21 protein-coding genes are annotated in these 25499 nt (G+C 39.3%); 7 read left to right on the top strand and 14 right to left on the bottom strand.

Features of this window, described 5'->3' with window-relative positions:
* Window positions 1-52 precede the first annotated feature (52 nt).
* The 4 genes from preA to PSR12_RS07450 all read right to left on the bottom strand — a co-directional run bounded on the left by preA (window position 53) and on the right by PSR12_RS07450 (window position 5967).
* On the bottom strand, window positions 53-1315 hold the full coding sequence (preA, locus tag PSR12_RS07465; RefSeq protein WP_274772388.1) for an NAD-dependent dihydropyrimidine dehydrogenase subunit PreA: 1263 nt from the start codon (window positions 1313-1315) through the stop codon (window positions 53-55).
* A gap of 491 nt (window positions 1316-1806) precedes the next feature.
* Entirely contained in the window at window positions 1807-3174 is a 1368-nt protein-coding gene (locus PSR12_RS07460; protein WP_221680640.1) for an NAD(P)-dependent oxidoreductase, read from the bottom strand.
* Between the two features lie 100 nt (window positions 3175-3274).
* Entirely contained in the window at window positions 3275-4678 is a 1404-nt protein-coding gene (gene hydA, locus PSR12_RS07455) for a dihydropyrimidinase (RefSeq protein WP_274772386.1), read from the bottom strand.
* A gap of 44 nt (window positions 4679-4722) precedes the next feature.
* Complete coding sequence (locus PSR12_RS07450; RefSeq protein ID WP_274772384.1) at window positions 4723-5967, bottom strand: Zn-dependent hydrolase; 1245 nt, start codon at window positions 5965-5967, stop codon at window positions 4723-4725.
* A 140-nt stretch (window positions 5968-6107) separates the two neighbouring features.
* Between PSR12_RS07450 and PSR12_RS07445 the strand changes: the two genes are divergently transcribed.
* From PSR12_RS07445 to PSR12_RS07435, 3 genes are all read left to right on the top strand, one after another.
* Entirely contained in the window at window positions 6108-7277 is a 1170-nt protein-coding gene (locus PSR12_RS07445; protein WP_221680637.1) for a PucR family transcriptional regulator, read from the top strand.
* Between the two features lie 172 nt (window positions 7278-7449).
* Window positions 7450-8811: an aspartate aminotransferase family protein gene (locus PSR12_RS07440; protein WP_274772381.1), complete on the top strand. Its 1362-nt coding sequence runs from the start codon at window positions 7450-7452 to the stop codon at window positions 8809-8811.
* A gap of 13 nt (window positions 8812-8824) precedes the next feature.
* On the top strand, window positions 8825-10345 hold the full coding sequence (locus PSR12_RS07435) for a CoA-acylating methylmalonate-semialdehyde dehydrogenase (RefSeq protein ID WP_274772379.1): 1521 nt from the start codon (window positions 8825-8827) through the stop codon (window positions 10343-10345).
* A 92-nt stretch (window positions 10346-10437) separates the two neighbouring features.
* Here the strand turns inward: PSR12_RS07435 and PSR12_RS07430 are convergent, their stop codons facing one another.
* The 5 genes from PSR12_RS07430 to PSR12_RS07410 all read right to left on the bottom strand — a co-directional run bounded on the left by PSR12_RS07430 (window position 10438) and on the right by PSR12_RS07410 (window position 13689).
* Window positions 10438-10755 carry a DUF378 domain-containing protein gene (locus PSR12_RS07430; RefSeq protein ID WP_274772377.1) on the bottom strand — a complete coding sequence of 106 codons (318 nt, stop codon included), beginning with the start codon at window positions 10753-10755 and terminating at the stop codon, window positions 10438-10440.
* A 182-nt stretch (window positions 10756-10937) separates the two neighbouring features.
* The gene (locus PSR12_RS07425; RefSeq protein WP_274772375.1) at window positions 10938-11423 is read right to left on the bottom strand and encodes a methylated-DNA--[protein]-cysteine S-methyltransferase; all 486 of its coding nucleotides are present in this window, start codon (window positions 11421-11423) and stop codon (window positions 10938-10940) included.
* Window positions 11410-12324: a DNA-3-methyladenine glycosylase family protein gene (locus PSR12_RS07420; protein ID WP_274772373.1), complete on the bottom strand. Its 915-nt coding sequence runs from the start codon at window positions 12322-12324 to the stop codon at window positions 11410-11412. Before PSR12_RS07420 ends, PSR12_RS07425 begins: the two co-directional genes overlap by 14 nt.
* A 14-nt stretch (window positions 12325-12338) precedes the next feature.
* Window positions 12339-12896, bottom strand: coding sequence for a bifunctional transcriptional activator/DNA repair enzyme AdaA (locus PSR12_RS07415; protein WP_274772371.1), 558 nt, complete (start codon window positions 12894-12896; stop codon window positions 12339-12341).
* Between the two features lie 25 nt (window positions 12897-12921).
* On the bottom strand, window positions 12922-13689 hold the full coding sequence (locus PSR12_RS07410; RefSeq protein WP_274772369.1) for an isocitrate lyase/PEP mutase family protein: 768 nt from the start codon (window positions 13687-13689) through the stop codon (window positions 12922-12924).
* Window positions 13690-13864: 175 nt separating this feature from the next.
* Here PSR12_RS07410 and PSR12_RS07405 point away from each other — a divergent pair, with 175 nt between their 5' ends.
* Window positions 13865-15685 carry a sensor domain-containing diguanylate cyclase gene (locus PSR12_RS07405; RefSeq protein ID WP_274772367.1) on the top strand — a complete coding sequence of 607 codons (1821 nt, stop codon included), beginning with the start codon at window positions 13865-13867 and terminating at the stop codon, window positions 15683-15685.
* A 164-nt stretch (window positions 15686-15849) separates the two neighbouring features.
* Here PSR12_RS07405 and dinG read toward each other — a convergent pair whose 3' ends face one another.
* The 5 genes from dinG to panB form a co-directional block, all read right to left on the bottom strand.
* The gene (gene dinG, locus PSR12_RS07400) at window positions 15850-18621 is read right to left on the bottom strand and encodes an ATP-dependent DNA helicase DinG (protein WP_274772365.1); all 2772 of its coding nucleotides are present in this window, start codon (window positions 18619-18621) and stop codon (window positions 15850-15852) included.
* Between the two features lie 182 nt (window positions 18622-18803).
* The gene (locus PSR12_RS07395) at window positions 18804-20945 is read right to left on the bottom strand and encodes a 5'-nucleotidase C-terminal domain-containing protein (RefSeq protein WP_274772363.1); all 2142 of its coding nucleotides are present in this window, start codon (window positions 20943-20945) and stop codon (window positions 18804-18806) included.
* 227 nt (window positions 20946-21172) lie between these two features.
* Entirely contained in the window at window positions 21173-21556 is a 384-nt protein-coding gene (gene panD, locus PSR12_RS07390; RefSeq protein WP_009370842.1) for an aspartate 1-decarboxylase, read from the bottom strand.
* Window position 21557: 1 nt separating this feature from the next.
* Window positions 21558-22412, bottom strand: a complete 855-nt coding sequence (panC, locus tag PSR12_RS07385; RefSeq protein ID WP_221680878.1) for a pantoate--beta-alanine ligase — start codon at window positions 22410-22412, stop codon at window positions 21558-21560.
* Window positions 22412-23248 (bottom strand): 3-methyl-2-oxobutanoate hydroxymethyltransferase, encoded by an 837-nt coding sequence (gene panB / locus PSR12_RS07380; protein ID WP_274772361.1) that lies wholly within the window; start codon window positions 23246-23248, stop codon window positions 22412-22414. The genes panC and panB overlap by 1 nt, the downstream gene beginning before the upstream one ends.
* Window positions 23249-23674: 426 nt before the next feature.
* Here panB and PSR12_RS07375 point away from each other — a divergent pair, with 426 nt between their 5' ends.
* The 3 genes from PSR12_RS07375 to PSR12_RS07365 are packed head-to-tail and all read left to right on the top strand — an operon-like array spanning window position 23675 to window position 25430.
* Entirely contained in the window at window positions 23675-23995 is a 321-nt protein-coding gene (locus PSR12_RS07375; protein ID WP_004232706.1) for a PadR family transcriptional regulator, read from the top strand.
* Window positions 23988-24593 (top strand): DUF1700 domain-containing protein, encoded by a 606-nt coding sequence (locus PSR12_RS07370; protein WP_066037628.1) that lies wholly within the window; start codon window positions 23988-23990, stop codon window positions 24591-24593. Before PSR12_RS07375 ends, PSR12_RS07370 begins: the two co-directional genes overlap by 8 nt.
* Window positions 24594-25430 (top strand): DUF4097 family beta strand repeat-containing protein, encoded by an 837-nt coding sequence (locus PSR12_RS07365; RefSeq protein ID WP_274772358.1) that lies wholly within the window; start codon window positions 24594-24596, stop codon window positions 25428-25430.
* Window positions 25431-25499: the final 69 nt, after the last annotated feature.

The raw sequence follows: 25499 nt of genomic DNA, 5'->3' as shown, positions 1-25499 counted from the left end.
AGGAAGGTGGAATTTCGATTTTAATCTTTCTTCAAAATTGAACAACGGTCCTTTATTTTGATAGACTGCTAAGAAGTGATTGGCGTTCATTCCATGTCATTGGCGGAATTGTGGATGGACGTTCAACCATTGAAATGGCACCATCAACAGGACAAACAATTGAGCATAAATTACAGCCTACGCAGTCTTCCTGACGAACCTTTAGCATTGGGCGACCATCCTCCGTATAAAGGTCAATACATTGATGGGATGTATCTTCGCAAGCAATATGACACTTATTGCAATTAATACAAACATCATTATTAATTTCTGCGACAATTTTATAATTTAAATCTAAATCACCCCAGTTTGAATACCTTTGCACAGAGCGACCAACTAATTCCATGACGGAAGCTAGACCTTTATCATCTAAATAATTATTTAGACCATCAATCATATCCTCTACAATACTAAAGCCATGGTGCATCGCTGCTGTACATACCTGCACGCCTGTCGCACCCATTAAAATAAATTCTGCTGCATCCTGCCAATTCGAGATGCCACCAATACCTGATATCGGTACATTGACTAATGGATTACGAGCACATTCTGCAACCATGTTTAGTGCAATTGGTTTAACTGCTGGACCACAATAGCCCCCATGAGCTCCTTTTCCAGCCACATGTGGTACGGTATTCCAAGAATCTAAATCAACACCGGCTAAACTGTTAATCGTATTAATCATACTCACAGCATCTGCTCCACCTCGTGTTGCCGCTTCCGCCGTCACGGTAATATCCGTAATGTTGGGCGTTAGTTTAACAATGACAGGTGTACGCGCCGCTTCCTTTACCCAGTACGTTTGTTTTTCCACCAATTCAGGGACTTGACCAGAGGCAGAACCCATGCCTCGTTCTGCCATCCCATGTGGACAACCAAAGTTAAGCTCAAGACCATCAACCCCCACATCTTCTACTCGTTTCACAATTTCATGCCATTTTTCTTGCTTTGGTTCCACCATTAACGAGGCAATAATTGCGTGGTTAGGAAACTTCTTTTTCGTTTCATAGATTTCTTGTAAATTCACTTCTAATGGTCGATCCGTAATTAATTCAATATTGTTAAAGCCTGCTACACGTTGGCCATTATAGCTAACTGCTGCAAAACGGGAAGACACATTTAAAATAGGTTCTCCTAACGTTTTCCAAACTGCGCCACCCCAGCCCGCTTCAAATGCACGTTGTACTTGATAGCCTGAATTCGTTGGTGGAGCAGATGCTAGCCAAAATGGATTCGGCGATTTGATGCCCGCTAAATTAATGCGTAAGTCTGCCATATAAGTTCCCCCTCTAACCGTACTAACAATCTTTTGTCAACTGAAAGCATAGTGCCAGATACAGGCTGTATGACCACCATTTCAGAACATAGGATACTGTATAATCATTCTGAAGAGGGTTAACAGCCTGTAAAAACCCGATTGGTGAATCTAACAATCAGTGGAGCAAGAGCCTCCACTGATTGAAGGTTCACTTTATCCCGTATTAACAGGCTGTATGACCACCATTTCAGAACATAGGATACTGTATAATCATTCTGAAGAGGGTTAACAGCCTGTAAAAACCCGATTGGTGAATCTAACAATCAGTGGAGGAAGAACCTCCACTGATTGAAGGTTCACTTTATCCCGTATTAACAGGCTGTATGACCACCATTTCAGAACATAAGATACTGTATAATCATTCTGAAGAGGGTTAACAGCCTGTAAAAACCCGATTGGTGAATCTAACAATCAGTGGAGGAAGAACCTCCACTGATTGAAGGTTCACTTTATGCAATCTCACTTGGTTTTCTTAGACGTTCATGAATCTTATATGCTGCATCTTTTCCTTGCTGTACAGCGGTCACTACCATCGCTTCACCCTGTCCATTACCAAAGACAACATCTCCACATGCAAATACTTTGTCATTGGACGTTTGCATTGTTGTCTCATCAATGTCTACGACACCATTTGTATGAGCTAAACCAAAGGCTTCAATTAACGATACAAAACGAGTTTGCCCGATGGCTTTAATAACAGCATCCACTTCAATGATAAAATTGGAGCCCTTTACTTCTTCAGGGCGTTGTCGACCATCAGGACCTGCCTCACCGAGCTTCATTTTCACACATTCAATGCCTGTCACCTTTCCTGCTTCGTTGCCAATAATTTTTTTAGGTGCAGTTAGCCATTTAAATTCCACACCATCCTGCTTGGCAAATTCATATTCAAATTTGTATGCTGTCATTTCTTTTTCTGTTCTGCGATAGAGAATTTGTACATTGTCTGCACCTAAACGTACCGCACTTGTAGCACCATCTATCGCCGTGTTTCCAGCACCGATTACTGCTACTCGTTTCCCTACAATATCATTTGTAAGCGGTCCCATTTTTGTTTTTCGAATAAACTCAATTGCATCATGTACCCCTTCTAAATCTTCTCCATCAATGCCCAAGTTTGGGACAGCACCCATACCAACAGCTAAAATCACACTGTCATAGTGCGCCAAAATTTCATCTGCAGAAATATCCACACCTACAGCTGTATTCGTTTGAATGTCCACACCGAGCTGTTCAATCTGCTCTACTTCCCAATCTACGACATCATTTGGTAATCGGAATGCTACAATTCCATAGCTTCCTAAGCCCCCAGCCTTCGCTTCAGCTTCATAAATAGTTACTTGATAGCCTAAGCGACTGAGCTCACGAGCTGCAGACAAACCAGCAGGACCTGCCCCTACAATGGCTATTTTCTGTCCATTATGTGGACCTGCCTTAAATAGCTGAGCATTGGTTTCCATTGCCCAATCCGTTGCATAACGTTGTAACTCACCAATTTTAATTGGCTTTGTTGAAGAATTTAAGACACACGCCCCTTCACACAGTTCTTCCGTTGGACAAACTCTTGCACAGCTTGCACCAATTGGGTTTGCTTCTAATATAGTCGTAGCAGAACCCTTCATATTACCAGATGCAATTTTTTTTATAAAATTGGGTATTTGAATACTTGTTGGACATGCTTTAATACATGGTGCGTCATAGCAATACAGACAACGATTGGCTTCCTCAATAGCCTCATTCTTTGTCATCTTACCTTTTAATTCTACAAAATTACGTCTAAGCTGAACGGTCATTGCATTTTCTTGAATCGGAACCATTTCCACATCCCCCTCATGTGTTCATTTTTTCCGTACCCTAATTACGTAGACCGATTGCTTTGCTCTCCAGTCAAAACAATCGGTCCTATCCTGCAGGAAGCTAAATGTTTAGTGCTTCCGCAGCTACTGTTTTTAATGGACGTTTAATGTATCGTCCACTGCCAAGTACACCTACAAATTCTTTATTTTTAATGACATATTCCCCACGTACGAGTACACTAACAGGCTCACCTGTTACCTCCCAGCCTTCATATGGGTTATAGTCCACATTCATATGATGTGTTTTAGCTGAAATTTGGCGCTGTGCCTCTGGGTCAAAAATGACGATATCCGCATCTGAACCAATTGCAATCGTTCCTTTTTGCGGGAATAAGCCAAATATTTTTGCGGCACTAGTAGAGATCATATCTACAAATTCATTGATGGAAATTCTGCCTTTTGCCACGCCCTCTGAGTATAAAATACTGAAGCGGTCTTCAATGAATGGTCCGCCATTTGGAATTTTCGAGAAATCATTTAAGCCTAACTGCTTTTTACCTTTAAAGCTAAAGGAGCATTGGTCTGAGCCAATCGTCTGTAGCTGTTTTGCCTTTAAGGCATTCCATAAATGTTCTTGATGATATTTAGGACGAAGTGGCGGTGACCAAACATATTTGGCTCCTTCAAAGCCTAGTTGCGCTAATGCGGATTGATCAAGCGTTAAATACGGTGGACAAGTTTCACCATAAACATCATAGCCCTTTTCACGAGCAGCAATAATTTCATCTACAGCTTCTTTACATGTCACATGCACCACATAGAGCTTCGCACCAGCTATATGCGCTAATTCGATAGCACGTTTTGTTGCCTCTCCCTCCAATTCCGCTGGACGAGTTAGTGCATGATAGATCGGTTCCTTATGTCCAGCACGTCTTGCCTCCTCTACTAACTCATCTATAACAGAGCCATTTTCACAATGAACCATCACTATCGCACCAAGATCCTTAGCGATTTTAAAGGCTTTAAATAGTGTACGATCTGTTGCTTGGAATTCTTTTGCATAAGCCATGAAGACCTTGACAGAAGTAATGCCCTCTTGCTCCAATAATTGTGGTAATTCAGCTTCGGTTTCAGGTGTTAGATCACCAATCATCAAGTGGAAGCCATAGTCAATAGCAGACTTTCCTTTTGCCTTGTCGTGCCATTTCTCTACGGCTGTCGATAATTTTTCTTCTCCTGCTGTTAAACAGAAATCTAAAATCGTAGTTGTCCCACCAAAAGCCGCTGCAATGGTGCCTGATTTCCAATCATCATCCGTCACCGTGTTATTGAATGGCATGTCTAAATGCGTATGGGGATCAATGCCACCAGGCAATACGTACTTGCCTGTAGCATCAATAATTTCAGCGCCAGCATCCGTTAAATTTTGTCCAATCTGAACAATTTTACCGTTCTCAATTAAAATATCTGCCTCAAATACATCAGCAGCTGTTGCTACTCGTCCACCTTTAATGATTTTTTTCACTATGCCTCTCACCCTTCATCACAAAATTAGAGAATGCTTGATAGTTAATGCAGTGTATATGTTTCGCCCATACTAAACTTCGTTTGTAGCGTTAACACCGTTTCCAATAAAATATCTGCGCCCTTTGCACAATCTTCAAAGGCCGTTTCCTCTTCTTCACAATGACTCTTCCCTTGAATACTTGGAACAAAAATCATCGCGGAAGGAACCATACTTGCCATATACTGTGCATCATGTCCTGCGCCACTAAACATACGATGAGATGAATAGCCAAAGCTTTGACAAGCTCTTTCTACTTCATTGCAAATCGCACTATCAAAATATACGGTATCTCTTCCCCATAATTTTACAGGCTGAATATGGCATCCGCCTGCTGTCTCAGGAAGCGCGTTGAGAATATCCTCAACCTGTTGCATGACCATTGGTTTTTGATGACGTGAATCAATTGTAAATGTCACCTTATTTGGGATGACGGTATGAATATTTGGGGAAACATTCATACGACCAAAAGTAAAAACAAGTTGTTCGTCAACTTTTCCTAATTGTTCATATAGCTCTTTAATGATGGTTGATGCCACAATCATTGGGTCTTTACGCATTGACATTGGGGTTGTACCTGCATGGTTTGATTGCCCTCTAATTGTAATTTCATAGCAGACCATACCTAGCACACCCTCAACCACACCAATTTCCTGCTGTTTTGCTTCTAATACTGGCCCTTGTTCAATATGCAATTCGATATACGCAAGTGCTTCCTTCAGACGATTGGCTTGCTCTCCCTCATAGCCACTTGCTTGTAAAGCTTGTTGAAAACGAATGCCGTTTTTATCCGTAGATTGGAGCATTTTTTCTTTGTCAAATTTCGAGGTGATGACGCCTGAACTCATCATGGCTGGATCAAAACGTGCCCCTTCTTCATTCGTGAAATTGACAATCGTAAGAGGAATGTCCACTTCGATATCATTTTCCTTTATTGTTCGAATGGCCTCGATCGCTGTTAGTACACCTAACACACCATCAAATTTTCCACCTTTTTCTACTGAATCTAGATGGGAACCCATGACAATGGGTGGCACATTCTTTTTACCAGGAAGAGTGGCGTAAATGTTGCCCATATCGTCCACCTGAATATCCATTCCTAACGTTTTGCAACACTCACAAAAATAGTTTCTTGCTAATACATCCTCATTCGAAAGAGACAAACGTGTGACGCCACCATTTTCGGTGGCCCCAAATTGACTAAATTGTTCAATTAACTCTTGCAATCGTCTACTATTACATTTATACATATGCAAGTCCTCTCTTTCACAGTAGTTAATAAACATTCTAAAATAGATAAAATTTGTGAGATATGGATAGTAAACTAAAAAAATATGTGCAACTGCACATCATATATGGTAAGTTATGTTCATAATTAAGGGGGGAACGTATGGGGACGATTCGTAAAATTGTAGAGGGAGTTCATTTCCCAATGCTCACATTAGTCGCTGGACATAGTGGTACGTATCGCAGAGTTACTGGTATTAATGTTGTGGAAAGCAGTGATTTAATCATGTTTTGTAGACCCAATGAATTGGTTGTCACAACAGGCATTCATTTAGATGCGCAGCAAGACTCCTTGGAACATCTTGTCAAACAGGCATACACGAAAAAAGTAGCTGGCTTTATCATTAATACAGGACCATTCATTCCTAGCATTCCAGAAGCCGTCATCTCTTTTGCCAATCAACATGATTTCCCTATTTTTCAAATGCCATGGAATTATCGCATTGCTGATCTATTAAAAACTACCTTTCAATTTATTGCCAATCACCATCAAGAGCTTTCTATCGAAGAAAAGGTTCTTTTCAATCTACTATTTCATTACAAACAAAACACTAACACAATGAAAGATCAACTAGCACAGCTAGGATTTCCTCAAGGAAGAGAATTAGCGATCATAACTTGTACAACCATCGGCTCTCAAACAGCTATTGACCGTTATGAGGTCATGATCCAATTCGCTTTTCAAAATCGCTATCAACGCTTCTTAAAATTAAAGCATAAAAATCACCTCATCTTTTTAATTGATAAAGCACAAATCAATACACCTAATATCCCCTTCTCAAAAGTTGTGGAAGAAATCTATGAAAAAATCACACTAAAAAATGGTTACTTGGATATTATTATCGGCAAAGGTAACTTTCATAAAGAGCTAGAAAATGTTCGCCAAAGCTATGATGAGTCCTTAACCGTCATCCATTTAGCACAGCTTCATAACAACCGTTATTTGTATAAGTATAAAGAAATCGGTGCCTATAAAATATTGATGGCTGTGAAAAATCAGCCCCTAATGAAATCGTTCAGTCAGGATATTTTAGGACAGCTTTATCGCTACGATGAATTACATGGGACAGACTATGTACCTTTTTTACGGATTTTCGTTGAGGAAAATGGCAGTACAAGCAGGATTAGTGAACGTCAATTTATACATCGAAACACGGTCCTCTATAAAATTAAGAAAATTGAAATGCTATTAGATATGGACTTAGGCAATCCCTTTACGAAGACTAATTTGTATATTGCCTTTTTAATTGAGGATGTCTTAATGCATCAATAGCCTGTCACAATTTTAAATTAACTGAATTGTCTTTCTCGTTAAATACTCCTTCTAAAATTCTGGAAGCATACATATAAAGTACAAATGGGGGCGACTGTGCATTTTTGTTGTCCACATCTGAGGAAAACATATGCATGCTAATCAACTACCTGTTTAGAAGGAGTGAAGCTTCGTGACAAATGTAACAAGTCCCAATTGGCAAGTAAAAGATGAACAATTTGTATGGCATTCTATGAAGCCCTACAATCCAAATGCAACAATGATCGTCCAATCCTCTAAAGGAGCATGGATTACTGACATTGAAGGTAAGCGCTATTTAGATGCAATGGCAGGTTTATGGTGTGTGAACGTTGGCTATGGACGTGAGGAGATTGCCAAAGTTGCCTATGAGCAACTGCTAGAAAATACGTATACCCCATTATCTATTGGGCACATCCCTGCTATTCAATTAAGTGAAAAAATTAATGAGCTTTTAGGGGATGATTATGTCATCTTTTTCTCTAATAGTGGCTCTGAGGCAAATGAGGCAGCCTTCAAAATTGCTAGACAATATCATCAACAAAAAGGTCACGTCAATCGAACGAAAATTATTTCTCGTTACCGTGCCTATCATGGTAGCTCGATGGGTGCTCTTGCAGCAACTGGACAAGCTCAACGAAAATATAAATATGAGCCACTGGCACCAGGTTTTTTACATGTCACACCACCTGACACTTATCGTGCTAATGAGGACCATATTCAAAGTAAGGACCCTTGTGCATTACCATCCGTCCAAGCAATCGATCATGTTATGACTTGGGAAATGTCAGATTCCATAGCAGCAGTCATTATGGAGCCTATTATTACTGGCGGTGGGGTAATTATGCCCCACGACCGTTACTTACAAGGAGTTAAAGCTGTTTGTGAGAAGCATGGCGCACTACTCATTGTCGATGAAGTCATTTGTGGTTTTGGTCGTACAGGCAAAGCTTTTGGATTCCAAAACTACGGCATCCAGCCTGATATTGTGACTATGGCGAAAGGCTTAACAAGCGCTTATATGCCACTGTCTGCTACAGCTGTTCGTCGTGAAATTTATGAGGCGTTTGCTGGAACTGAGGAATATGACTTTTTCCGTCATGTCAACACATTCGGTGGATCACCAGCAGCATGTGCCGTCGCATTAAAAAATATTGAAATAATGGAAAAGGAAAATTTATTTGCCCACTCGGCTGCTCTAGGTGCTACATTACTCACTACATTACAGGAGCAATTAAAGGAGCACCCGAATGTTGGGGATGTTCGTGGGAAAGGCTTATTAATTGGCGTAGAGCTAGTACAAGATAAAGACAGCAAAACACCGCTCGACATTACGCTTGTGAACAAAGTAATCACACAATGCAAGGAACAAGGGTTAATCATTGGGAAAAACGGGGTAACCGTGGCAGGTTTCAATAATGTGTTAACCTTATCTCCTCCTCTGAATATTTCCTCAGATGAGAAGAATTTCATTGTTGAAAAATTTGTACAAGCTTTACATTCTATTAAACTGTAGGAGGAATAACTAGATGGTAACGAATACAGACATACAGGATTTAGGTCATTTTATCAATGGACAAACAGTTCTAGGGAAAAGCGGCCAGTTTTCAGATGTATTCAACCCAAGCACTGGTACCGTCATTGCTCGCGTACCTTTGGCAACAGAACAAGAGGTACAGGAGGCGATTGCTGCTGCCCAAGCGGCTTTTCCTGCTTGGCGTGCCTTATCAGTTGGTAAACGAGCTGAAATTATCCTTAAATTCCGCCAACTCATAACAGAAAATATCGATGAACTAATTGATATGATTTGTACAGAGAGTGGCAAAACGATTGAGGATGCCAAGGGCGAAATTACTCGCGGGTTAGAATCTGTTGATTTAGCTATCAATGCTCCACATTTACTTAAAGGAGAGTATTCGGTGAATGTTGGTGGTCATATCAATGCCTATTCTCTGAAAGAACCATTAGGCATTGTAGCGGCTATTTCACCATTTAATTTCCCTGTCATGGTACCGCTAGCAATTACAAGCATGGCGGTGGCTGTAGGAAACTGTGTGATTCTGAAGCCGTCAGAGCGGGTTCCTTGCTCCGCATTATTTTTATCAGAGCTGTGGAAAGAGGCAGGCTTACCAGATGGGGTTTGGACTGTTATTAATGGGGACAAAGATGCTGTGAATGAGCTGTTATGCCATCCAGCCATTGAAGCGATTTCCTTTGTAGGCTCTACGCCAGTTGCAGAAGCCATTTATGCTACAGCCTCTAAACATGGGAAGCGTGTCACAGCACTAGGGGGAGGTAAAAATAATATGGTGGTTATGCCAGATGCTGACTTAGAGCATGTAGCAAATGCCTTTTTAGGGGCTGCCTATGGAGCGGCCTCCCAGCGTTGTATGGCACTGTCTACCATTATTCCTGTTGGTGAGGATACAGCCAATAAATTAGTGGGTATTCTTGCCGATAAAATTGCCAAATTAAAAGTGGGTCCCTATACAGATGCCGAAGTTGATTTTGGACCAGTCATTACTCAGCAATCTAAGGATGCCATCATTGGCTATATCGATCGTAGCCTAGAAGAAGGCGCAACACTGGTCTGCGATGGGCGAAATCCGGAAATTGCCAAACAATCGAACGGTTTCTATCTTGGACCTACATTACTCGATCATGTAAAGCCTGGGATGGAAATTTATGAACAAGAGGTTTTTGGACCTGCACGGAATGTCGTCCGCGTGGCAACATTAGAGGAAGCTATAGCCCTTATTAATGCCCATGAATTAGGAAATGGTGTAACCATCTTTACAAACAATGGTGCAGCAGCTCGAAAGTTTACCACTGAAATTGAAGTAGGTATGGTAGGTGTCAATGTACCGATTCCTATTCCAGTAGGCTATCATAACTTTGGTGGCTGGAAACGTTCAAGATTTGGTGAGGGGCATATGTTTGGACCTGACCAAGTACGTTTCTTCACAAAAGCGAAAACCATCTCAGAAAAATGGATAGAACAAGGGAATGACGTTACCTCTTCCTTTGCATTTCCAAGTAATCAGGACTAATCCTAAAAAATAAATATTCGCGTAGTCAATAACTACGCGAATATTTCGAAAAAACTGACACACCAACATGGTCACCAGTTTTTACAGTTTAACTACTTGTTCTCTTTTTTCTCTTCCGTTTTTCTTACTTCTGAGAAATCTGTTTCTTCCCCAGCCTCCATGCCATAGCTAGGATTTCTATCCATACGAGTGAATGTATCCACATTATCCTCGTCTTCAAATCGCTTTACAAGAATTGGAATCGAAACTAGCCCAGCAAGACCAACGAGTGCATAAATCCAACGAGATAAGACCGCCGTTTGTCCACCAAATAAATAAGCCACTAAATCAAATCTAAAGAATCCAATGAGTCCCCAGTTGATTGCACCTATAATAACTAGTACTAAGGCGATTCTATAAAGCACGCTCATGTGTACACCTCCTTTATTTTCAATACTCCAAGCTATATTTCTTAGCAGGGAGGTGTCATAAGAAGCGATAAAATGACAAAGACTAGTCATTACAACCGCCGTTTTGACGGTCTTATTTTTTGCAATAACCTCTTTTTTATACTGTGTACAAATGGCGAAATAACGTACGCTGATGAATGGCGTTACTTGGATGGATTTTTATGTGTCTGCTCATGCTGAAGCAGCCATTCTTTGCGCCACATCCCGCCTCCATAACCTGTCAGCGTTCCATTGGAGCCGATAATTCGATGACATGGCACAACAATGCTGATATTATTTTTACCATTCGCACTACCAACAGCCCTTACAGCTTTTTCATTGTTAATAGCAATGGCGATATCCTTATATGAAGCCGTTTCACCAAATCCTACACTCGGTAAAACATGCCAAACAGCTTGTTGAAAATCTGTACCTTGAAAAACATAAGGAAATGAGAACTCCTGACGATCACCTAGAAAATATTCATGCAATTGCTTAACACATTCTAGTAAAACTTCAGGTGTGTCTTGCTGAGGAGCATTAACGACTTGCTCTCGCTCTGCAAAGTTAATGGCATCAATTGCTGTATCACTTCCCTCAACTTCTATAATCCCAATTGGTGATGGATAATCTAATTTATACCGTTTCATACAGTGACCTCCATAAATAAAAGGTGGCATAAGCTTGCCAGCCTTGCCAATGTTCCGCATAGTTCTTTAATTCTTCAATTGTTGGTTTTCGTTCTAAGCCTAGTTGTTTTTTTAAAGCATTATGCAGACCAACATCTGCTATAGGAAATGCTGTCGGTTGTTGCAGACACTTCATAAGCACATAATCTGCTGTCCATGCTCCAATTCCTCGAATGTCCATTAATCTTTTTTTCATGGCTTCGTAGTCCTCTTGTTGACACAGCAAATCTTTTGTCAATTGACCGCTTGCGATCATTTTGGCAATATCAATAATGTATTCTGATTTCCGCCGTGTAAATTGGAGGTTGATCAAATTATCTACCTCAATAACAGCTATTCTCTCTGGCGTTGGAAACAGCCAATAGCTTTGCCCTTCAAAGTAAATATATTCTCCAAATTGCTCGACAAATCTCTTTTTTAACGTATAGGCAAAAGATAAATTTATTTGTTGACCAATAATTGCCCAAACTAATGCCTCAAATAAATCAGGAATCCCGATTAACCGTAATCCGCTATATTTTTTCACAAGTGAACTTAAGATTTGATCGTTTTCAGCCATCTGGTAATACCCCTGCAAATCCTTTGTTAAATCAAACCACTCTGCGACATATTTTGCGATGATTGCCTGTTCATGGCTAGCTGGCTGTTTCATTGGAAATGTTACTATTATTTTATGGGCTTGATCAGTTATTTCACATAAAATAAACTGTTCATCAATCTTCAATAATTTGTAGAGCACATTATCCTTTATATGGTGAAGAATTTCGTGATGTGAGCGCTTTAAGAAATGCAAACACTCTCTATAATTAAATGCTTGTGGTAACTCGATCACTAAATAACCAACATCGTTTGTCCATTTCATATCATGTCCCCCTGTTACGATAAGTTACGGTATTCTGTAGGTGAACAATTTTTGATCCGTCGAAAAACTTTATAAAAATTAGATGGACTTTGAAAGCCAGCTTCATAACATATCTCTAAATTTGTAAAGTCGGTATGTTTTAATAGATGGGCAGCCTTATCAATTCTGATTTTCTCTAAATACGTTCGGGGTGTCTCAGCAGTCTCTTGTTTAAATAGTCGTTCAAGGTGAAAGGGACTGAGGCCAACATGCTCCGCCATATCCTGTAAAGTCACTCTTTGTTTATATTCGTTCATCATAAAAGTCGTGACATTTTTAATCAATTGCGTGTGTGGGGAATGTTCGATTTCAGGCTGACATCGTTTACATGCCCGATAGCCAGCCGCCTCTACCTTTTGGATATCTTCATAAAATTCAACATTCATCTTTTTCGGTTTTCTGGATTTACAGGAAGGACGACAATAAATCTTAGTAGTTTTAACCGCTGTATAAAAAAGCCCATCATAGGTTTGATCACACATTATGATCTTTTCCCATTTTTCCTCAAATGATAAATTGACTGCATCGTCCATGATTATTTCACCTCATTCCCATCGACTAAATATATAACACAGAAGTATCTTGGTCTTTTAATAATTTTGCAGCATGCTTTGTTAAATGCGCAATTATTTTATCTGAAAGTGCATTACCAAAGCTAAAACGTTTCACCCCTAATTCTTTTAACAGCTTGACATTCGTTAAATTAGGTAAAGAAAGAAGATTAATGGGCGCATTTATATTACAAGTCACCGTGCTTATTTCATTGGCATCTGTTAAGCCTGGGATAAATATACCACTTGCTCCGCTCTCAATATAAGCTTTTGCTCTTGTTATTGTTTCCTCAAATGGTTGCTCCAATTGAAAGTACGTATCCGTTCGAGCATTTATAAAGAAATCTTTATAGCCATGATTATCTAATTCTTTCCTCATGTTTGTTAATAAATAACAGTGTTCAATTATGCTTCTTAAGCCTGTTTGATGTTTAAGGGAATCTTCAATGTTAATCCCTGCTACTCCCACATCTGCCGTTCTCAAAACATTGTCGATAATACTTTGTTCATCATGGCCATACCCTGCTTCAATATCTGCTGATACGGGTATGTTGACTTGCTCTGTAATGGATTGAATAATTGTTAGATGTCGTTGAAAATCGATTTGTTCACCGTCCGCATAGCCAAGTGTGTTCGCTATGCCCCAGCTTGTTGTGCCGATTGCTTGAAAGCCTGCCTTTTCTAATGATAATGCTGATAAAACATCCCAAGCATTCCCAATAAATAATAGCTCTTGTGAAAAATGTAAATCATAGAATTGCTGAATTTTTGACATAATATAAGCCTCCATGCTGTTTGTTAGACCTTATATTATCAGGAACTATCCTTTTATTTCGTCCTCAATCTTGCTGTTATGGTCTATAATAATGTTGTGGCAAATATCTTGTAATAGGCTATTCAATTGTTTACATATAATCTAGTAACTGTAGAATAGGAGCTATGACCCTTACATGGAAAATAAAATAGTCAGAAGAATAAATTTATTCACACTTATTATCCTAGTTATGTTCGCTCTCATCCCCCCTGTTAGTGCAATCAGCCCAACAGATAAGCTGCTAGATCCTATTGTGTTAGGACAGCATTATGAAATTTTTCGAGACACTTCCAAAAAGGCCTCTATCGAAGATTTATTGAGTGGTGTTCATGACCATTCTTTTGTTGCTAGTAATCAATCGTATCCATTCTTCTGGCATACGAGAGATACTATTTGGTTACGTTTATCCTTGGATGATATTTTAATAGATAAAAATAAATCCTATTGGCTAGAGGTAACTGATAAACTAGATAGCATTGATATGTATGTCATTAAAGCAGATGGGACCTACGAGGTACAAAAAAGAGGAATCGCCAATCTAGGGGAGCAATCGATACCTTCACGATCTAATTTATTTCAAATCAATGATCCTGCTATTCGTGAAATTTATTTCAAGTTAGACGGAGCATTACCATTCAGTATAACATCCTATCTTTATAGTGAAATCAGTTTCATCAACAAGATCAGCGAATATAAATTTTTAACAGGTATCTTTTATGGTTTTTTATCCGCCCTCTTAATTTATAATTTATTTTTATATTTTTCATTAAAAGACAAAGCATATTTCTTCTATGTTTTATATATGCTGAGCTTTATTTTCTATCAAGCTACGTTAAATTCACTAGACATTGAATTATTAGGATCATGGTTGCCTAAAGCGTTCTTTATCAAATCTTTAACAGTCAGTGGAAATCTTTTGCTTGTATTTATGCTTTTATTTTGCATTCAATTTTTAGAGTTAAAAAAATTTCTACCGCTATTCCACAAAATAGGGAAATTGCTTTTATGGATTACGATCTGTTCTTTAATGGCCTCCTTTATCATTCCGGATGTGTCCATCACCAACAATTTTACAACTAGCTTTGCTGTTGTTGTCTTTATTTTTTTATGGTTGTCAGGCATTTTTGTATTAGTAAAGGGCCAAAAAATGGCTCGATTTTATCTAATTGGTTGGACGGTTTTACTTGGCTCCATTATCGTTCAAGCACTAGCCTTTTTAAGTGTGATCCCGTTCCATCCACGTATATTTGAGGAGGTTCCGGCTATTGGAGCTATTTTTGAATCAATCTTTTTATCTTTAGCATTAGGAGATAAAATCAATATTATCAAAAAAGAACATCAAATCATGCAAGAAACGTTAAATGAGCAACTTGAAGAGAAAGTACACGCTCGCACCCAAGAGCTTGAATTAGCGAAGCTGAAGCTTGAAGTATTAGCTAACACAGATCATCTAACACAGATTCCAAATCGTGTACGCCTAGATGATGTATTAGAAAAAGAATTAGAACAAGCTCAAAGAAATGGAACACCTCTTTCTACGATTCTGTTAGATATTGATCACTTCAAAGCCGTTAATGATGAACATGGTCATCAGGTAGGCGATATTGTATTACAAACTGTAGCAGAGCTATTGAAAAATAATGTACGAGCTGAGGACATCGTTGGTAGATGGGGTGGTGAAGAGTTTTTAGTCATTTGCCCATGTTCCCATTTAAAGGATGCTGTGCAGCTATCTGAAAATCTAAGACAGCAGCTTGAACAGCATTCATTTCCAGTTGTTGGTCACAAAACAGGAAGCTTTGGTGTGACATGCTTTGTGATGGGCGATACAATTCATTCCTTAATATCTAGATGTGACAAGGCTTTATATCAGGCCAAACACCATGGTAGAAATCGTGTGGAATTTTTACTAGATTATACAAAACCGGAGACGAAAACAGAGGCGTCATTACCTTGACGCCTCTTTGTCCTTGTTTACACATTGACTTTTGAATAATAAAACGCTAATCTTTTTGATGAGCAAAATAAAAACAAGCAACGAGAATCATAAACATCGCCACTCTTTTATGGCTTCAACAATATGTAAAAAACCCCTTCTAGCAATGCTAAAAGGGGTTTCTATTATTTTTGCCAATGATTTAGTTCCTTTAACAATTCGGGTAGCTGCAATTTCTTGACATCGATAGGTGGCAATGCCTTAATAAACTCTTTCCCATATGACTTACTAGTAATTCGTCGGTCTAGGACAATAAAAGCTCCTTTATCCTGCGAAGAACGTATTAATCGACCAAAGCCTTGCTTAAACCTCATGATCGCTTCTGGTAGGGAAAGCTCAGTAAAGGAATTGCGGCCTTGAGTAGTTAGGTGCTTTGCCCTCGCCTTAAAAACAGGCTCTTCTGGTGAAGAAAATGGTAATCGTACGACAATGACAGAGGCCAGTGCATCTCCTGGAACATCTACACCCTCCCAAAAACTGTTTGTACCAAATAGAACGGCATGACTAAATTTTTGGAATGATTTTAGAATGCGCATACGGCTACCACCTGTTACACCTTGTGCAAATAGCATGTAATCATCTAATAGTTCACTATCTTGGATAAGCTCGACTGTTTTTCGTAGCATATCCTGTGCTGTAAAGAGTACAAAGCAACGCCCTTCTGTCATTCGAACAGTCCTCGTAATTGCATGGGCAACAGCCTCAATGTATTCTTCTTGGCTGACATGCTGAATATCTGGCATATCGGTGACGATAAATGCCTTAGCTCCAGCATAATAGGCTGGCGGAGCTTGTAGTTTCAAGACTTCAACATCATCAGAAATGCCCAACTGGCGTGTAACAAAGCGCTCATTGCCTGGTACCGTTAATGTGCCTGATGTCCAAACAATACTTGCTTGCTGACGTAATGGTGCTAATACTTGTTCAATTATCGGCGTTACATTGACAGGCTTCTTAAAGACATGGAGACTGCCTGGGACACTTCGTACATCAAATTCTAACCAAATAGAATTGCCTTCCTGTGGTGACAGAAAAATATCGTCCCATTCTGCAATTTTTATCTTCACTTCGCGAATCCAATATTGCCATTCAGATAATACATATTGATCGTTTTTATCTAGCTGCTCAATCGCATTTTCGAAAGACTGTGTAATGGTAGTAGCGAGATCCAGCCATTGCTGGGTTAGTTTGCTTACTTGTGCAAACGATTCTTTCGCAAGTGAAACATCCTCTAAAAACAAGGTACATTTGCTACCTGCTTGTTTCCCTTTCATTTGCTGTTGCAATTTTTGAATTGTTCTCTGGATTGTATCATCAAATGTCCGCTGCAAACGTATAAATTGTGCATCAAGATGCTGTAAATTTCGCATGGCTACTCGCTGTTTTTTCTTCGCTGCCTGGCAAAACTGCTGAAATAAAGCCGTATCCTCCATCGTACCAATTTGTCCAAAAATATACTTCCATTGTGTGTAGGAGAAGACTACTTCATCCTGCTGCATAGCAGCCTGAATAAATTGATGCGCCTCGTCAATAATCCAGCCATCTATTTCTGTAAAGAGTGGTGTTTGACGCACTAAATCACTTAAAACCATGGCGTGATTCGTTACAATACAGTCAGCAACTGCACTGTTCTTTAAAGCTTGCTCATAGAAATCAAAGCCCTTTGAAGGCTTGTCATTCGGTATTTTTCGGATTTTTTCTAAAAACAGTTGTCCGCCACCAGAAACATTGAGCTCGCTCAACACACCTGTCTCTGTTTTGGTCAACCACACAAGTATTTGTAAAATAGTAAATGTATCATCATAGGATTCATCAGCATATGCCATACATTGCTCAAAGCGATCGAGATCAATATAATGCTGCATTCCCTTCAGCACACACAAATTCACTTTTGTCCCAAGGATTTTTTCGATCTTTGGTAGCTCTTCTTCTACAAGCTGTTCTTGTAAATAGGAAGTATACGTACTGATGGCAATCTTTTTATTGACAGCACGGGCAAATAAGATGGCTGGAAGTAAATAGCCAGCAGTTTTACCAATACCTGTAGAAGCTTCAATCACGCACTCCTGTTGTTCATGTAATGCCCGCCAAATCGTGTCCATCATGTCAAATTGTGCAGGACGTTCCTCAAAATTTGGCAGTGCCTTTGACATTAAAGTTATTTTCTCATCTACTGATTGAGGGTAGGCAATCGTTTCTGTCACATGCTCATGCTTATTTCGGCCATTGCCAATCGCAAAATTACGGTAATAATGTACATTTTCGCGGCCCGTCGTATGCTGGCGCTTAATTTGCAACGCCTCAAAAAAAAGCTGAGAAATATTTGATTTCAAGCGAAAGGAACGCTTATGCATCTGTTCAAGTGTAAGCTGCGGTAAACTTAGTAGCTCCTTCCAGCAATGCTTGAATAGCTCCGCTGTCGCGCGAGCATCGTCATCCGCTCGATGTGCATTTGCTAACTCAATATTTAAATCGGCCGCTAAATCTCCTAGCTTAAAACCAAGGGACATAGGGAACAAAATTTTAGCTAGCTCCACCGTATCCATTTTTTTACCTTGCCATTTCGGTAGTCCAGCACGTTTAAACTCTGCTTGTAAAAAGGATAAGTCAAAATCTGCATTATGTGCAACAAATACACAGTCAGCAAGTAGCTCATATATGTAATCCGCATGCGCTTCAAATGGGAAGGCATCCTTTACATCCTCATTCGTTATATGCGTTAAATCTTGAATGAAAGTTGGAATAGCTTTCCCTGGATTAATGAACTTCGTATAGGTACGCTCAATTTCCCAATCCTTCATAATAACAATGGCAATTTGAATCATCCGGTCCCCATTGGCTGGTGAATGACCAGTTGTCTCCAAATCTACAATTGCATATTTTTGACTTTCCATCATACATCTCAACTCACAGTTCACATTAGATAAGTTGAATTTTATCATATTATTGGCTCTGCGGCATCCTTTCTCCTCTTTGTTGAATCACCGCATCCATACAAAAAACGCAACCTTGGAGAAATCAATCCCCTAAGGTTGCGTTGTGGAATCGTTATGGAGTGCTTACTCAAACAACGTTACGCTTATTGTTTTTTTGCTACATCAACAATACGACCTTCTGTTGTTGTTTTCACTTCTTTAAGTGATAGTAATTGCTCTTGAAGGTTTTCCCAATCAGATAAGCCTAAATCTGTAACACGACCTTCTTCATATGCTTTAGCAAACATATCTAGGCCATCTCCACCTTTAGCAGTATAGGCATTTGTAGCAACTGTGTAAGTTTTACCATCTTCAATAGCAACATATTTACCTGTTGCTTTATCTAAATATTCGATAGATACAACACGTGAGCCTACTTCTTTTGACGAATCATATTGTAATTTCGCTCCAGCAATGTGTAAGAAGCCACCATTTTCTTTAGGTGCATTTTTCAAGGACACTTCAAATGCTGCTTTTAGCTCAGCACCTGTTGCATCCATTAATGCTAATGTATTACCGAATGGTAATACTGTAATTACTTGACCAACTGTAATATTCCCAGCTGGAATTGCTTCTCGAATACCACCGCCATTTTGTAATGCCATTACAACCGTTTTATCAGTATATTTTTGTGCCTTTGCTAGCATACCATCTGTAATGATATTACCTAGGGCTGTTTCATTACTACGCACACTTTCAAGACTTGTTTCACTTGCACGTGGGTTAGCTAAAGCTTCTTTTAGTGTTACACCGATTTCTTTGTTGTTCACTTCATCTACTTTTGCTTTATAAGGTGCTAGTAATTTTACTAATGATTCGTCTTCAGCTACCTTACCAAGGTCGATTAATTCGCCACCATATTCAGTAACTATGCCATCTCCATCAAATGTTACATCAAGCGTACCTAAGTATTTTACATACTCATTGGCCTGTACAATTAATGTAGCATCCTTCGCTTCACCTACTGTATTTGTATCAACAACGAATGGCTCGTCTAATTTTGTATGATCATGTGCGCCAACAATTACATCAATGCCTGGTACATTTTTAGCTAGTAAAATATCATTATCAACATTCGGATTATCATTGTAGCCAATATGTGTTAAAGCGATAATTTTGTTGACACCCATTCCTTCAAAGGCTGCCACAGCTTTTTTCGCTTCCTCTATATAATTTGTAAATGTTACTTTATCAGGAGAAGCAATATCAACCGTTTCCTCAGTCGTTAAGCCGAAAATACCAACTTTTTCTCCATCAATTTCTTTTACAATACCAGAATAAATTTTACCATTTTCAGGTTCACTTGAAATTAAGTCTGTAAATAAACCAGTGAATTTATCATCTGCTGAGAAATCAGCATTAGCATCTACAAATGGGAATTTAGCCCCTTTAACAAAATCCGCTAATGCTTGATGACCTTCTGGAGAGGCACCTAAATCAAATTCATGGTTACCAAATACCATTGCATCAAAGCCAATTTCATTTAATAGCGCTAGATCTGCTTGTCCATGGAATTCATTGAAATATAATGTACCATTAAATGCATCGCCAGCATGTAATGTTAAAACATTTTTCTTTGCTTCCCTTTGTTCTTTTACAGCTGTCGCCAATTTAGGTAATTCATTTGCACGAGCATGTGTATCATTCACATGTAAAATCGATAATGAGAATGCATCTGCTGGTGTTTCAGGAGTCTCTGGTGTTTCTGGTGTTTCTGGGTTTGACTTTGTTAGAGCCTCTGCAATGAATGTCGCCAGTTGTCCACGTGTAACTTTTTCACTAGCCTCATGATTTTTTGCACTTTCTAGCTCCGGTAATGTTGGAATAGATGCTAAGATTTTTGCTAAATCGCCATGTGTAATTGTTTGGTTTGGACGGAAAGTATTATCTCCATAGCCTGTAATGACATTTAATCCTACTAGAGCTGCAATCGAGCCATAATAAGGATTTGATGCACTAATATCCGTAAATTTTGGATCCTCTACTTCTTTTGTATCCAATTTTAATGCGCCTGCAATCATTTTTGCCGCTTGTCCACGTGTGACATTAGTATCTGGTTTGAATGTACCATCTGGGTAACCACTAATAATCCCTGCTGCATAAAGTGTAGAAATGCCTTCAAAATCTGCATGACTTTCCTTTACATCCGAAAAAGGGCTTGCTGCTGATGCTGGTACTACCGCTACCGCTGTTACAGCCAATGCTGCTGCAGTTGCTGTTAAAAATTTGTTACGTTTATTTTCCATGACAAATGATACCTCCACTAGTAAAATGATGTACTAACAACTAAATTCTACATAAATATGACGCAAAATACTAGAACATTTGTAAAATTATAATTTTATAAACTAGTTTAATAGTAATAAAAGCAAAATTTTACCAGTTACTTTTATAACAAATTCAATCATAAAAAAGGAGGATTGGCTATGCTTTGCCATCCTCCTCTCTAGTATTAAGTTATACTATTGCTGAATTACATCACAGTTGCTTCTGGCTCGTGTGCAATCATTTCCTTAATTGTATTGCCCTCTCCCATGATGGCTACAGTTGGTTGATGGTCTTTAGCCTCATGATTATCCACATACACATAGGAAATAATGATGACAATATCACCACGCTGCACAAGTCTTGCTGCTGCGCCATTAACACAAATGACACCTGATCCTCGTTCACCAGCTATAATATATGTTTCAAAACGAGCGCCATTATTGTTATTCACAACATGTACTTTTTCGTTTGCCAGCATACCTACTGCATCTAAAATATCTTCATCTATTGTTATAGAGCCTACATAGTTTAAATCTGCCTGTGTCACTGTTGCACGGTGAATTTTACTATTCATCATCATACGTAACATACTATATTCCCTCTTTCACGGTAAAAATACAATTATCTATTAAACGTGTCTTACCTATATAAACAGCTGCTGCCAACAGTACTTGCTGAGTTGTAGCTGTCACTGGTGTTAAATCTGGATATGCTAATAATTCAATATAATCAATGCGGCCATGTGTTCTTGCATGAATATGAGCTTTTGCTTTAGCAAGTGCGCTATCAGCATCACCATTCACTAAAAAGCTATCGCGAGCCAACTGTAATGCTTCATTGATCGCTGGAGCCTCTTGTCGCTCTGACTTGCTTAAATAGACATTACGAGAAGATTTCGCCAAACCGTCCTCCTCGCGTACAATTGGGACAACACGCATTTCTAAAGGGAAATTAAAATCACGTACCATTGTCGCAATAATCGCAACCTGCTGTGCATCTTTTTGACCGAAATAAGCTCTTGTTGGCAGTGTTAAATGAAATAATTTAGAGACGACCTGTAAAACACCATCAAAATGACCAGGACGACTCGCACCACAAAGAATGGTAGCCTGCTCGCCTGCATGTAGACGAATGCCTCCATCTTGAGGATACATTTCCTCCACACTTGGTGCGAACACAATATCAACGCCCACAGATTCAGCTAATGCAGTATCTCTAGGCAAATCACGAGGATAACTTTCAAAATCCTCATTTGGCCCAAATTGTGTTGGGTTGACAAATATACTCATCACAACGACATCATTTTCTACACGAGCTGTTTGTGCTAATGTTAAATGACCTTCATGTAAATAGCCCATTGTCGGAACAAGTCCAATCGTTTTTTGAGCATGCTTAGCTGCTTGAATTTCTGTGGCTAATGCCTGTATGGTCGTGATGACTTTCATCATTTAACGCCTCCATATAGCTGATCTAATGCTTCCTCTTTCATTGTGAAGAAATGCTTTGGAGCTGGGAAAGTACCCGCTTTCACTGCTTCTACGTAACCCATCATCCCCGCGCTTGCTTCTTTGCCCATATCAGCAAATTGTTGAACAAATTTCGGTACATGGTGCGAACCGTAGCTTAGCATGTCATGATACACCAGCACTTGTCCATCAGCCTCAATACCAGCGCCTATGCCAATCGTTGGAATAACAAGACTAGCTGAAACAAGCTCTGTCAGCTGATGAGGGATACATTCCAACACGACTGCACATGCTCCAGCCGCTTCACACTGTTTTGCTTCTTCAAGCAGTGTAGCAGCCTGTTCAGCTGTTTTTCCTTGTACCTTATAACCACCAAGCACTCCAGCTGATTGAGGCAACAAGCCTAAGTGAGCTACTACTGGAATACCAGCTGACGTTAATCTACGAATGACAGGTATAACTTCACCTGCCCCTTCAACTTTTAAAGCATCTGCTCCTGTTTGTTGCATCATCGCAATGGCTGTTTTGAGTGTCTCATTGACATCGCCATGATAAGAACCAAAGGGCATATCAACAACAATAAACGTATCCTTTGCCCCTCGTCTTACTGCTTTTGCATGATGAACCATATCCGTTACAGTTACAGGCATTGTAGAATCATAGCCAAGCACGACCATTCCAAGTGAATCCCCGACTAGTATCATCTCAACACCAGCTTCTTCCGCGAATTTAGCAGCTGGATAATCATAGGCCGTCACCATCACGATTTTTTCGCCTGCCGCTTTCATCTTTAAAAAATCTGTTGTCGTTTTCATTTTGTAGTCCTCCTTTTTTAAAGGAAGAAAACAGAAAAACCCTTCTGGCCGAAAATAGACAGAAGGGTAGTGTGTCGTTCAATGATAAAAAGACCCCTTAAAGAGGCAATAGCTTGCAAAATGAAAGCTATATTTGAACGTATCGTTTTCTTCCGTCCCTGTCTAAAAGATCAAGGCAGATATTTGGTAGTATAGTCTATTGCGTTTTGAAGGTGCCGTTCACAATGGATACTGCCCTTCGCACATACTATAACAGATTTCCCTATTAATCTTCAAATATTATTTTCTTACAATATCTTCGTCTAACAACATTGGAAAAAATTTTCTTTTAGAATTGACAATCAATGTTATACGTCATATACTATCCACATACTATATGCCATATAATATAAAATGAAGTATAGGTATTACATGTGAGGTGAAAAGATGACATTTCAGCTTGGTTCAGCTTTACTTGATGCTTGTGTACTGGCTATTGTCGAGAAAGAGGACGCCTACGGTTATTCTTTAACACAGCAGGTACAATCAGTCATGGAGATTTCAGAGTCTACACTGTATCCTGTATTACGCCGCTTACAAAAAGCGCATTACTTAACAACGTACGATCAGCCTTATCAAGGTAGAAATAGACGCTATTATCAAATTACAGAGCAAGGACGTATACGATTATTAGAGCTATTAAAAGAATGGCAAATGTATAAGGAAAAGGTTGATTGTGTACTTTTAGGAGGGAATTTAGATGGATAGAGCAAGCTATTTGAAACAGCTACGAGGAAAATTACGTCGGCTTCCTGCGCATGAGTTAGACGCTGCGCTTGCCTATTATGAAGAATACTTTGAGGAAGCTGGAGAGGAAAATGAACATCAGGTTATTTCACAACTTGGCTCTCCTTCACATGTCGCCTCACAAATATTAGCTGATTTCGCATTAAAGGATTTAGAAACCTCCTCGGCAAAATCAACAAAAAAGAATATGTCTGCTATTTGGCTCATTATTCTAGCTATACTGTCTGCGCCCCTTTCATTGCCATTACTTGCAACAGCCATTGCACTCATTTTTTCATTTGGCGCAGTCATTATCAGCTTAATCTTTGCTATTGTCGCAACTGTAATTAGTATTTTTGCCGGTGGCGTTGTGGCAATCATATCAGGTTTCTTAATTTTAACAGAGCATTGGCCGACTGCCCTGCTCTTTATGGGTGTCGGGTTAATCGTAACAGGCTTGGGAGTCCTACTGTTCCCAGTTGTTGCTCGTGTTATCAAGAAAACCGTTGTTGTCTCTGTTGAAACATTAGGCAGACTATTCCACAAAATGACAAAGAAGCAAAAAAAGGGGGACTTCTAAATGACGTCAAAAAATACCCTTATTGCCATGACAATGATTGCATTAGGCATTCTACTCGCATTGATTGGCTATTTTTCAGGGGGGCGCTGGCTGATTCTAAAAGATTCAGAGGGTCTTTATGTCCCAAGTAATACTAAATTAGTAAGTCAGTCTTATGCTTTAGATGCATTCACAAGTATTAATATCGTAAATGATTATGGAGATGTGGAGATTGTTGCAAGTGGTCGTGACTTTAAATTAGACACAAAGGTCCTTGAGCAAGCAGATGTAACATATCATATTGATAACGGAACTTTAACCATCGAAACAATGGCAAAGAAAAAGGATGGTTTTCAATTTGGCTTCGGGAACCTCTCTTCCCCTTCAATCAAACTCTATGTCCCAAATGATACAAAAATAGAGGCGATTGTGATAGACAGTAATTTTGGCGATACAGCCATTCATGGGCTACAGTATCAGCAGCTTAATCTCATCCAGGATTATGGAGATATTACTTTCAACAACACGACTGGTGACAGAACAGAGATTAGGCAGTCCTTTGGTGATTTAACGCTTCAGCATCTTACTAGTAACGGCTTCACTATTGAGAGCGAGCATGGAGATATCGATATAGATGGCACATTAAATGGCCAATCAACCATTACCTCTAGTTTTGGCGATACAACGCTCCACTTACAAAACAAACAAAGTGATGTAGGTTATGATCTCAAAACAGACTTCGGTGATGTAACCATTAATGATGAAGAACAAAGTGGCACCGTGACACAAGTAACTAAGGGTGAGCACCAACTGAATGTTTCCTTATCACATGGTGATATAGATGTGTCATTAAAATAAAGAATAGACAATAAAAGAAGCTGCAAGTACAGGACGTTACTTGCAGCTTCTCATATTGTTGAAAAACAA

The organism is Lysinibacillus sp. G01H (assembly GCF_028872195.1).
Lineage (GTDB): Bacteria > Bacillota > Bacilli > Bacillales_A > Planococcaceae > Lysinibacillus > Lysinibacillus capsici.
This window is presented reverse-complemented; position numbering and strand designations above follow the sequence as displayed.